Genomic DNA, 11,651 nt, shown 5'->3' on the forward strand with positions numbered 1-11,651 from the left:
ATTGTTTATCTCTAAATATTAACTATTTAAGTGCAGAAAAAAAACATTGAAAAGTAACTAAAAAAACAATTGGTTAAAAAAAATGTTTTTTTTTAACTAAAAAATTGATGATCTGACTTAAATTAGTAGTATACTATGCGCCTCATAAAAGCATAGTTTTTTTGAGGATGTCAACTTGAGTAATGATAAGCTTGTGGACTCGTTTTCTCCCGCGCAAATGACCCAAATCGCCGAGGAACTTGGCAACTATAAAGTAAATAAAAACCCTACTAGTACTATAGTATCAGCTATCCTTGCTGGTGTTTTTATCTCTATCGCATTCGTTTTCTATATTACTGCTACAACAGGGACTTCAACCGTTGCTTTTGGCTTGGCTAAATTAGTTGGCGGTATCTGCTTCTCGTTAGGTTTGATGCTTGTTGTATGTTGTGGAACAGATCTTTTTACTTCAACTATTTTAACCATTTTACCTAAAATGACACATAAAATTAGTTGGATAAAAATGTTCCGTAATTGGATTTTGGTCTATATTGGTAACTTTATCGGTGCTATACTATTTGTAGGAATTATTTGGTTTTCTGGGCAATATATGGTAGCCAATGGTTTGTGGGGATTGAATGTATTACAAACCGCAGATCATAAATTACATCATACTTTCATCGAAGCTGTATTTCTTGGTTTATTAGCTAATTTAATGGTTTGCTTAGCTGCTTGGATGAGTTATGCTGGTCGCAGTCTACTTGATAAAATGCTAATTATGGTATTACCTGTAGCAATGTTTGTTGCAAGTGGTTTTGAACATAGTATTGCAAATATGTTTATGATTCCTATGGGAATTGTAATAAATAATTTTGCATCACCTGAGTTTTGGACTACTGTTGGAATATCTCCTGATTCATTTAAGGCATTAACCGTTGAGCATTTTATTGTAAATAATTTAATTCCTGTTACTATCGGGAATATTTTAGGAGGCTTGTTAGTCGCTATCCCTAATTGGGCTTTACATCTTCGTAAGCCACATTGATTTTATAATATTTACCCTTATGTAAGAGTAGATAGATATTTTTGTAAACCTGAGGTTAATAACTATGAGTAATTTAAACGAAGTACAAGCAACGGCTTGGAAAGGATTTAAAGAGGGTGATTGGCAAAGTAATGTCAATGTTCGCGATTTCATTCAAAAAAATTACACACCATATGAAGGTGATGAATCTTTTTTAGCTGGCGCAACAGATGCTACAACTAAATTATGGGATAAAGTCATGGAAGGCATTAAAATTGAAAATGCTACTCATGCTCCTGTAGATTTTGATACAAGTGTAATCTCTACTATTACTGCTCATGATGCAGGTTATATCGAAAAAGATTTAGAGAAGATTGTTGGTTTACAAACTGAAAAACCATTAAAACGTGCGATTATCCCGTTTGGTGGTATCAAAATGATCGAGAACTCATGTAAAGCATACAACCGAACTCTTGATCCTTTAGTCAAAAAAATCTTTACTGAGTATCGTAAAACTCATAACCAAGGTGTTTTCGATATTTACACTCCTGATATCCTTCGTTGTCGTAAATCAGGTGTTATCACTGGTCTTCCTGATGCTTATGGCCGTGGTCGTATCATTGGTGATTACCGTCGTGTTGCACTTTACGGTATCGACTTCTTAATGCAAGATAAATTTGCTCAATTCAATTCATTACAAGCTGATTTTGAAAATGGTGTTGATTTAGCAATGACTATGCAACGTCGTGAAGAAATCGCTGAACAACATCGTGCTCTTGGTCAAATCAAAGAAATGGCAGCTAAATATGGCTACGACATCTCTGGACCAGCTAAAACAGCTCAAGAAGCAGTGCAATGGACATATTTCGGTTACTTAGCTGCAGTTAAATCTCAAAATGGTGCGGCAATGTCTCTTGGTCGTACTTCTACATTCTTTGATATTTACTTCCAACGTGACCTTGAAGCAGGTTTAATTACTGAAAAAGACGCTCAAGAAATTGTTGACCATTTCGTTATGAAATTACGTATGGTTCGTTTCTTACGTACGCCTGAATATGATGAATTATTCTCTGGTGACCCAATTTGGGCAACTGAATCAATCGCAGGTATGGGTGTTGACGGACGTACTTTAGTTACTAAAACTTCATTCCGTTTCTTAAACACACTATATACAATGGGTCCATCACCTGAGCCTAACATGACTATTCTTTGGTCAGAACAGTTACCAAGTGGATTCAAAGAGTTCGCATCTAAAGTATCTATTGATACCTCATCATTACAATATGAAAATGATGATTTAATGCGTCCTGACTTCAATAACGATGACTATGCAATCGCATGTTGTGTAAGCCCGATGATCGTTGGTAAACAAATGCAATTCTTCGGTGCGCGTGCCAACCTTGCTAAAACTCTTCTATACGCAATCAATGGCGGTGTGGATGAAAAACTTAAAATGCAAGTTGGACCAAAAGAAGATCCAATCACTGACGAATACCTTGATTTTGAAAAAGTATTTGCTCGTTTAGATCACTTTATGGATTGGTTAGCAAAACAATACGTAACTGCACTAAATGCAATTCACTATATGCATGACAAATACAGCTACGAAGCATCATTAATGGCACTACATGATCGTGACATTATTCGTACAATGGCATGTGGTATTGCAGGTCTATCTGTTGCTGCTGACTCATTATCAGCTATCAAATATGCAAAAGTAAAAACTATTCGTGATGAAGATGGTTTAGCAGTGGACTTTGAAATCGAAGGTGAATATCCACAATTCGGTAACAACGATCCACGTGTAGATGATATTGCAGTTGATTTAGTTGAACGTTTCATGAAGAAAATTCAAAAACTTAAAACTTATCGTAATGCGATTCCTACACAATCTGTATTAACCATTACTTCAAACGTTGTATATGGTAAGAAAACAGGTAACACTCCAGACGGTCGTCGTGCTGGTGCGCCATTTGGACCAGGTGCTAACCCAATGCACGGACGTGACCAAAAAGGTGCGGTTGCTTCATTAACATCTGTTGCTAAACTACCATTTGCTTATGCGAAAGATGGTATTTCATATACTTTCTCAATCGTTCCTAATGCATTAGGTAAAGATGATGATGTTCGTAAACGTAACTTAGCTGGTTTAATGGATGGTTACTTCCATCACGAAGCTACTATTGAAGGTGGTCAACATTTAAATGTTAACGTATTAAATCGTGAAACATTATTAGATGCGATGGAACACCCTGAAAAATATCCACAATTAACTATTCGTGTTTCTGGATATGCAGTACGTTTCAACTCACTAACTAAAGAACAACAAAAAGACGTTATTACACGTACTTTCACACAATCAATGTAATTTAGTTAACTGATACTAACTTAAAATGGCGCCTACTTGAGGCGCTATTTTTTTATCAGAATAAGATTAAGATTTATTGATTCCATATCAATATTCTTAAAAAGAATGTTTTTCAACTGTTATTCTCATCATTAATTTAATAAGCGATTATCCAATTAATACAATTGGTGTAAGAAAGTATCATATGAGTTAAAATATCTTAAACAATAAAAAAGTAATATGAGCAAGCACTAGAGAATTTTTATGGAACAAAATATTATTATGACAACAAAGCAACCAATCAAAGGTCGCATCCACTCTTATGAGTCGTTTGGTACCGTAGATGGGCCAGGTATACGTTTCATTGTTTTTTTTCAGGGTTGCTTGATGCGTTGCTTGTACTGCCACAACCGAGATACTTGGGATTTAAAAGCAGGCCGTGAAGTCACTGTTGATGAACTGATGAAAGAGATCGTTACTTACAAAAGTTTTATTATGCCTAATGGCGGGGGCGTAACCGCTTCTGGCGGTGAAGCGACACTACAATCTGAGTTTATTACTGAATGGTTCAAAGCTTGTCATCAAGAAGGTATTCACACATGCTTAGATACCAATGGTTATGCAAGACAGTTAGATCACACAGTTGAAGCACTTATGGAAGTGACAGACTTAGTCATGTTAGATCTCAAACAAATCAATGATGAAATACATCAAAAACTAGTTGGCGTACCTAATAAGCGTGTGCTCGAGTTTACTAAATATCTACAAAAAATTAATAAGAGAACCTGGATACGATATGTGGTTGTACCGGGGTGGACTGATGATGATAATTCCGCACATCTTTTAGGGCAATTTATTCAAGGTATGGAGAATATTGAGCGAGTAGAGTTATTACCCTATCATAAAATGGGCGCTTACAAATGGGATACGTTCGGAGATAAATATCAGTTAGAAGGGGTAGAGGCGCCACCGCGAGAAACCTTAGACAGAATACAACAGATCATAGAAAGTTATGGTCAATCGGTTACATTTAGTAAATAACATGATAATAAAAAAGGTACCGGCTATGGTACCTTTTTAGTTGCTATCCTTTTTTATCTAATTCTTTTACGCTTTATTGCTCGCAAAACAAAAATCGTTCCCTCCAGCGCAAGTACACATACTGACAACCAAATAAAGCTGTAAGAGATAATATGTTGTGCCGAGATCGATTCATGTAAAAATAGAACTGATACAAGCGTTAATAAAACGGGTTCAACATATCCAAGCAAACCAAATAATCCCAAAGGTAATAGTCGTCTAGCTAAAAAGTACATAGCAAAGGCGATAGCAGTAATGATCCCTAGCATTGGGATAAAAATGTGAAAGTGCGTAATATCACTCACAATCTGGCTAAATGGGTAATTAAAGGCGAAATAAATCACGCAACCAATAAATATAAAAAAGAAGTCGGAAAAGGTGCCACAAATCCCCTCTATTTGCAATTTACGACGTGTAATAAAGTAAATGGGGTAACCCAATGCAACCACTGCTGTTTCCCACGAAAATGCGCCTGTGGTATAGATTTCAACGGCTACGCCGATAGCAGCAAGACAAACGGCAATCTTTTGCAAAAAACTGAGTTTTTCCTTGTAAAAAATTTGACCTGAAATCACCATGGTTAATGGTAATAAGAAATAACCTAAAGAAGCCGATAAGCCATGCCCATTAAGCGGTGCCCAAATGAAAATTAACATCTGAATAGTTAACAATAGGGAGGAAAAGATCAATCCGACTAAAATCATCGGTTGCTCTCTAATGCGCTTAAATAAATCTCTAATTGCGGACCACTGGTGTTCTATAAAGACTAACACCACTATGGCTGGAAACGAGGTTAATAAACGCCAGCAAAAGATGTCAACCACAGGAAGAGGCTGTAGTAAAACCGGATAGTAGTAAAGTAAGCCAAAAAGGCATGATGCGAGTATTGAAAGAACAACACCTTTAATCATTTTTCCACCTTTAATAAAAAAATAGCGCTAATTAATAGCGCTAAAAATGAAGTAAGCAAACTTTTAGTACATGGTTAACCGATTACTTCAACACCATTCATATATGGCACTAAAACAGAAGGCACTTTAATGCTTCCGTCTGCCTGTTGGTAGTTTTCCATGATTGCCACTAATGTGCGTCCAACAGCTAATCCTGAGCCATTTAAGGTATGGACTAAATAGGTTTTGTTATCCGCTTTATTACGATATCGAGCTTGCATTCGGCGAGCTTGGAAATCCCACATATTAGAACAAGACGAGATTTCTCGATAAGTGTTTTGAGCCGGTACCCAAACTTCAAGATCGTAAGTTTTGCATGAACCAAAGCCCATATCGCCGGTACACAATACGATTTTACGGTATGGCAATTCAAGTAGCTGTAAAACCTTTTCCGCATGTGCTGTCAGCTCTTCTAAAGCTTTCATAGATTCTTCCGGTTTAACAATTTGCACAAGTTCGACTTTATCAAACTGATGCATACGAATTAAGCCACGGGTATCTTTGCCATAAGAGCCTGCTTCAGAACGGAAACAAGGTGTATGAGCAGTCATTTTCATCGGAAGCTGGCTTTCATCAAGTATCTCATCACGCACTAAGTTAGTTACCGGCACTTCTGCCGTTGGAATTAATGCATAGTTACTGCTTTCAGCTTCTTCATCGAGAGGTTTAGTATGGAAAAGATCACCTGCAAATTTAGGTAATTGACCTGTGCCAAATAAGGTAGCATGATTAACAAGATATGGAACATAGATTTCAGCATAGCCATGTTGTTCAGTATGCAGATCTAACATAAATTGAGTAATCGCTCGATGTAAACGGGCTAATTGTGATTTCATCACCACAAAACGTGCACCAGTAAGTTTTACCCCAGCAGCAAAATCAAGGCCACCAAAACGTTCACCTAAAGCGACATGGTCTTGGATTGGAAAATCAAAAGTCCTTGGTGTACCAAAACGAGATACCTCAACATTATCGCTTTCATCTTTACCATCGGGTACAGAGTCATCAGGAATATTTGGAATGTTGGATGCAATATCTTTAATTTGGTTTAAAAGGATATCAAGCTCTGCTTTAGCGCTGTTAAGCTTTTCGCCTAATTGGTTTACTTCTTCTCGTACAACTGAAATATCTTCACCACGTGCTTTAGCTTCCCCAATAGCTTTAGAGCGGGCATTACGCTGTGCTTGTAAATTTTCAGTTTCAACTTGTAATATTTTGCGCTTTTCTTCTAATTGTCGAATGGTTTCAACATCTAATTTAAAACCACGACGTGCTAATTTGCTAGCAACAAGATCTAATTCGTTTCGAAGTAAATTTGGGTCCAACATAAAAAAGTCCATTATCGTTTATTAATGTTATCTATTTAATTTTCTGTTTGAGTTAACAAAAAATATGATGAATAACACATATGAAATTTGTGAGCTTAGTATACTAGAATTATATCGGGTTTCAACCGAAGTGGTAAACCCGAAGAAATCTAACTGATAGCCATAAACCAATGTAGTTCAATAGGATAAAAAATAATCATTTTTTATATACGCTGATTTTATACATATATAAATTTTATCTATTATTTTATTTGCTAATACTGTTGAATATTTTAACTTAACTATTATTCATAAAAGGAAAAACAAATACAAGTTATTAACAATCATTTTTTAGTAAATTTTATAATACCAATGCTGTATTTTGAGTTGAAGTCTATTTTTCTGTATTTCATATTTGTAAATCAACGTACAAACCATTTATTTAAGATTATATGTATATTTTTGCTGATATAAATCTTATTAAGATATTTAATGGAATAAATTATTATGATTTGCCATTGGTAAAGTGGAATCTGTCTTAGATTGATCTGCTAAACCGATAATATTATACTTAATCACAATTTGTTTAACTTTTCGAAATCTTTACGGAGCAAAAAATAAGTGGATCAACAGCAATATAAAGTAATAAGTGGTTTAGCTATAGCAGGGATGGTTTGCGGAATTATATCACTAATCCCAATAGGCCTTATAAGCATTGTATTAGCTATTGTAGCTATAGTATTAAGTGCAGTTGCTAAAAGTGATATAAAAACTAATAACAAAAGTGGTTCTGGTTTTGCAACAGCAGGAATCGTTTGTGGAATCATTACCCTTGTATTATGGTTTTTATTCTTTTTCGTAATTGGCAGTATATTATTATCAGCTAACCATTAATCTCATAAATAAAGAATAATGTTATGGTGAATTAAAAGCTGTCAGCTTATTATGAATAAAAGATTGTGTTCTAATAAATACCCAATTGTTTCTGCAATAAACGCATTGCATTACATATCAAACATTCAATATAGGCTTCTTAATATTTAATTCTTTAATTTCATCATTGAAAGTATAAACAAAGCTTTTAAGTAATTATTTTTCGGTTGTCCTTGATGTTCTTTTTATAACTTTATTTTTCTAAGTCGATGTACTTTAATTTTATTATTGCCAATTTAAAATTTAAGCTTGTACGAAGCTTTTTAAGAGCGGGTAGGGTAATATTTAAGGGAAAACAGAAAAAGCTTTGTATAGTGATTTATAGCATTCAACGTTTTTAAAATAGTTTGTAGTCCTAATAAGCTAAAAAGTAATTAACATTGTTAATGAGTATAACCTTTTATGATATTCAATATAACGTTTAATTGGCATTATAAATCGAAGAAGGTTTTTAGGATGCTTAAATGGCGCACCCGAAGGGATTCGAACCCCTGACCGCTCGGTTCGAAGCCGAGTGCTCTATCCAGCTGAGCTACGGATGCTTGTAAGTTCGTAAAAAATGGTGCATCCGAAGGGATTCGAACCCCTGACCGCCCGGTTCGTAGCCGGGTACTCTATCCAGCTGAGCTACGGATGCGTATTAGATTTTAAAATGGTGCATCCGAAGGGATTCGAACCCCTGACCGCCCGGTTCGTAGCCGGGTACTCTATCCAGCTGAGCTACGGATGCATATTTTAATTTTTAAAATGGCGGTGAGAGAGGGATTCGAACCCTCGATGCAGCTTTTGACCGCATACTCCCTTAGCAGGGGAGCGCCTTCAGCCTCTCGGCCATCTCACCAAAACATTATGACTCTGCTTGAACAACAAAATCATAATGTGTGGCGCACATATTACGTTCTACAAAAAATAAGTCAAACATTTTTTTGCGAACACGTGCTGGTTGTTTATTTAGTACCCAATATTACTCTTTGGGTTGAACTAATTCATCAACTTTGTCTTGTGATTGATGAATACGGTTGTAGATTTCTTCTCTATGAATAGAAACTTCTTTAGGTGCGTTAATACCGACTCTGACCTGATTACCTTTCACGCCCAAGACGGTAATAACAACATCGTCACCAATGATAAGTGTTTCACCTACTCTCCTAGTTAAAATTAACATTAGATCTCCTAATATCAGTTAAGTATATATCCAAACAATTTTAAGATATAGCTTCGTCAGCCTACTATCGAAGAGATAGAAAGACGTAATTTTACAGAAATACACTAATGTCTAATTAACAACACTGGAGTACTTCCGGCTAACTTGCTTGTAATTTATTACTGATTTCCTTTTTTACAGAAGATAACGCTTCTGGTAACGCCGAAAGATCCATTCCACCTGCTTGGGCGAAATCAGGCCGCCCACCGCCTTTACCACCTACTTTTAATGCTAATTGAGAAACTAATTCGCCAGCTTTAACAATGTTTAATAAATCATTGGTTACACCAGCAGCTAAATTGATTTTGCCATCATTGACAGCAGCTAAAATAATTACGCCAGTTTTTAATTGATTTTTGAGATCATCAATCATGGTACGTAACATTTTTGCCTCGACGTTATCAACCTTAGCAATTAGTAAGTTTTTATTATTGATTTCCACACATTGATTAAGCAATTGCCCACTTTGTTGGCTAGCTTGTTGGGCTTTTAACTGCTCTATTGCTTTTTCAAGTGTTTTGGTTTGATCGAGCAGTTGCTCAATTCGTGATAAAACAGCAGATTTATCACTTTTAACCAATTGTCCAATTTGATTTAGCAAATTGGATTCATGGTGTATATATTCCATCGCATTTTGACCTGAAGTAGCTTCAATACGACGTACTCCTGATGCAATACTTGACTCTGAAATAATTTTAAATAGTCCTATATCTCCAGTTCTATCAACATGTGTTCCACCGCAAAGCTCAATGGAGAAATCTCCCATAGTTAATACTCTTACAATATCTTCGTATTTTTCACCAAATAGCGCCATAGCACCTTTATTTTTAGCCTGATCAATAGGCATGAGTTCTATGTCTACTGGTAAATTACGTCGAATTTGTTGATTAACTAAATTTTCAATTTCTTCAATTTGTTCTGATGTAATCGGTTGATTATGTGAAAAATCAAACCGAAGATAGCTATCGTTAACTAATGATCCTTTTTGATGTACATGACTTCCTAAAATACGTTGTAATGCGGCTTGTAATAAATGTGTTGCAGAATGATTACGACGAATGCGTTCACGTATCTCTACATCGATTGCAGCTGTTACTATATCACCAACTTTCAATGATCCTTTGGTGACCTTACCTATATGACCAATGCTTTTACCATATTTCTGGCTGTCTGAAACGTTAAATACTAAATCGGCAGCGGTTAATACACCTTTATCGCCAACTTGACCACCAGATTCACCATAAAATGGTGTTTTATCTAATATGACAACAGCTTGATCACCGGCATTTATTGTTTCAACTTTGTTTCCATTTTGGAAGATTGCAATCACTTTTCCTGAAGCTTCGCTAGATTGATAACCTAAAAACTCTGTCTTATCATCAAGCTTAATCATATTGCTATAATCAACGCTGAATGAACTAGATTCACGAGCTCGTTTACGTTGTTCTTCCATGCATTGATTAAAGCCATTTTCATCAATAGTGATATTCTTCTCGCGACAAACGTCAGCGGTTAAATCTAATGGAAAACCATAAGTATCATAGAGTTTAAAAGCAATATCGCCAGGTAATACATTGTTAGTAATCTTACCTAACTCTTGGTCTAGTAAGAATAAACCCCGTTCTAATGTTTTTAAGAACTGCTCTTCTTCAGTTTTAAGTGTATTTTCAACTATCTTTTGATTAGTTGCTAATTCATTAGCAGCACTTCCCATTACGTCAATTAATGGTTTAACTAGCTTATAGAAGAAAATATCTTTAGCACCTAACATATGTCCATGGCGTACTGCTCGGCGAATAATTCGACGTAATACATAACCACGCCCTTCATTTGAAGGTAGGACTCCATCAGAAACTAAAAAGGCGCAAGAACGTATATGATCTGCAATTACTCTTAATGATTTACTTTCTAAATCTTTAACTTGAATGATTTCAGCTGCAGCTTTTATTAATGTTTTAAACAGATCAATATCATAATTTGAATTGACATGTTGTAACACAGCTGCTATTCGTTCAAGCCCCATACCAGTATCAACTGATGGTTTAGGCAAAGGTTCCATAGTACCGTCAGCAAGGCGGTTAAATTGCATAAAGACGAGATTCCAAATTTCAATAAATCTGTCACCATCTTCTTCTGCACTTCCAGGTGGTCCACCCCATATATGATCACCATGATCATAAAAAATTTCTGTACAAGGCCCACAAGGTCCTGTATCACCCATTTGCCAAAAGTTATCGGATGCATATGGTGCACCTTTATTATCGCCTATGCGGATGATACGCTCTTTAGGAATACCGATTTCATTTTCCCAAATAGCAAATGCTTCATCATCAGTTGCATAAACAGTAACAGTCAATCTGTCTTTTGGAAGATTAAACCATTTTTCACTGGTTAGTAGTTCCCAAGCAAAATGAATCGCATCACGTTTAAAATAATCGCCAAAACTGAAATTCCCAAGCATTTCAAAAAAAGTATGATGCCTAGCAGTATAACCTACGTTGTCAAGGTCATTATGTTTTCCGCCTGCTCGTACACAACGTTGAGATGTTGTTGCTCTGGTATAAGGTCGTTTATCAATACCAAGAAAAACATCTTTAAACTGATTCATTCCCGCATTTGTAAATAAAAGTGTTGGGTCATTGTGTGGAACAAGGGAACTACTTGCAACGATTTCGTGTCCTTTGCTATGGAAAAAGTCAAGAAAACTTTGACGAATTTCTGCAGTGCTTTTCATTTATGCTTCCATATTAAACGATAAATTTTTAGACATAGTAATATACCCGTTACAACTTAAGTTGAAAAGTAAATATTCTTAGTACAACGATTG

The 11,651-nt window shown here is 35.7% G+C and carries 8 protein-coding genes and 4 tRNA genes; 4 read left to right on the forward strand and 8 right to left on the reverse strand.

Annotation, left to right across the window (positions count from 1 at the left end):
* Positions 1-175: 175 nt before the first annotated feature.
* From focA to pflA, 3 genes are all read left to right on the forward strand, one after another.
* Entirely contained in the window at positions 176-1,024 is an 849-nt protein-coding gene (focA, locus tag A9G07_RS04540) for a formate transporter FocA (RefSeq protein ID WP_218058385.1), read from the forward strand.
* 64 nt (positions 1,025-1,088) lie between these two features.
* Complete coding sequence (gene pflB / locus A9G07_RS04545; RefSeq protein WP_065734214.1) at positions 1,089-3,371, forward strand: formate C-acetyltransferase; 2,283 nt, start codon at positions 1,089-1,091, stop codon at positions 3,369-3,371.
* A gap of 261 nt (positions 3,372-3,632) precedes the next feature.
* Positions 3,633-4,391 carry a pyruvate formate lyase 1-activating protein gene (gene pflA / locus A9G07_RS04550; RefSeq protein ID WP_065734396.1) on the forward strand — a complete coding sequence of 253 codons (759 nt, stop codon included), beginning with the start codon at positions 3,633-3,635 and terminating at the stop codon, positions 4,389-4,391.
* A gap of 53 nt (positions 4,392-4,444) precedes the next feature.
* Here the strand turns inward: pflA and rarD are convergent, their stop codons facing one another.
* Together rarD and serS are read right to left on the reverse strand one after the other, a co-directional pair.
* A complete protein-coding gene (gene rarD / locus A9G07_RS04555) occupies positions 4,445-5,341 on the reverse strand; it encodes an EamA family transporter RarD (RefSeq protein WP_065734215.1) in 897 nt (298 codons plus the stop codon).
* A gap of 74 nt (positions 5,342-5,415) precedes the next feature.
* Positions 5,416-6,708: a serine--tRNA ligase gene (serS, locus tag A9G07_RS04560; RefSeq protein ID WP_065734216.1), complete on the reverse strand. Its 1,293-nt coding sequence runs from the start codon at positions 6,706-6,708 to the stop codon at positions 5,416-5,418.
* A gap of 600 nt (positions 6,709-7,308) precedes the next feature.
* On the opposite strand from serS, the gene A9G07_RS04565 reads away from it, so the two are divergent.
* Complete coding sequence (locus tag A9G07_RS04565; protein ID WP_065734217.1) at positions 7,309-7,581, forward strand: DUF4190 domain-containing protein; 273 nt, start codon at positions 7,309-7,311, stop codon at positions 7,579-7,581.
* Between the two features lie 504 nt (positions 7,582-8,085).
* On the opposite strand, the gene A9G07_RS04570 is transcribed toward A9G07_RS04565, so the two are convergent.
* From A9G07_RS04570 to alaS, 6 genes are all read right to left on the reverse strand, one after another.
* Positions 8,086-8,162: transfer RNA gene (locus tag A9G07_RS04570), tRNA-Arg, on the reverse strand.
* 18 nt (positions 8,163-8,180) lie between these two features.
* A tRNA-Arg gene (locus tag A9G07_RS04575) sits at positions 8,181-8,257 on the reverse strand.
* Between the two features lie 16 nt (positions 8,258-8,273).
* A tRNA-Arg gene (locus A9G07_RS04580) sits at positions 8,274-8,350 on the reverse strand.
* An 18-nt stretch (positions 8,351-8,368) separates the two neighbouring features.
* Positions 8,369-8,461: transfer RNA gene (locus A9G07_RS04585), tRNA-Ser, on the reverse strand.
* A gap of 123 nt (positions 8,462-8,584) precedes the next feature.
* Entirely contained in the window at positions 8,585-8,785 is a 201-nt protein-coding gene (gene csrA, locus A9G07_RS04590) for a carbon storage regulator CsrA (RefSeq protein WP_065562297.1), read from the reverse strand.
* A gap of 139 nt (positions 8,786-8,924) precedes the next feature.
* A complete protein-coding gene (alaS, locus tag A9G07_RS04595) occupies positions 8,925-11,558 on the reverse strand; it encodes an alanine--tRNA ligase (protein WP_065734218.1) in 2,634 nt (877 codons plus the stop codon).
* Positions 11,559-11,651: the final 93 nt, after the last annotated feature.

Source organism: Gilliamella sp. wkB72 (genome assembly GCF_001693745.1).
In the GTDB taxonomy this organism is placed as follows: Bacteria; Pseudomonadota; Gammaproteobacteria; order Enterobacterales; family Orbaceae; genus Gilliamella; species Gilliamella apicola_E.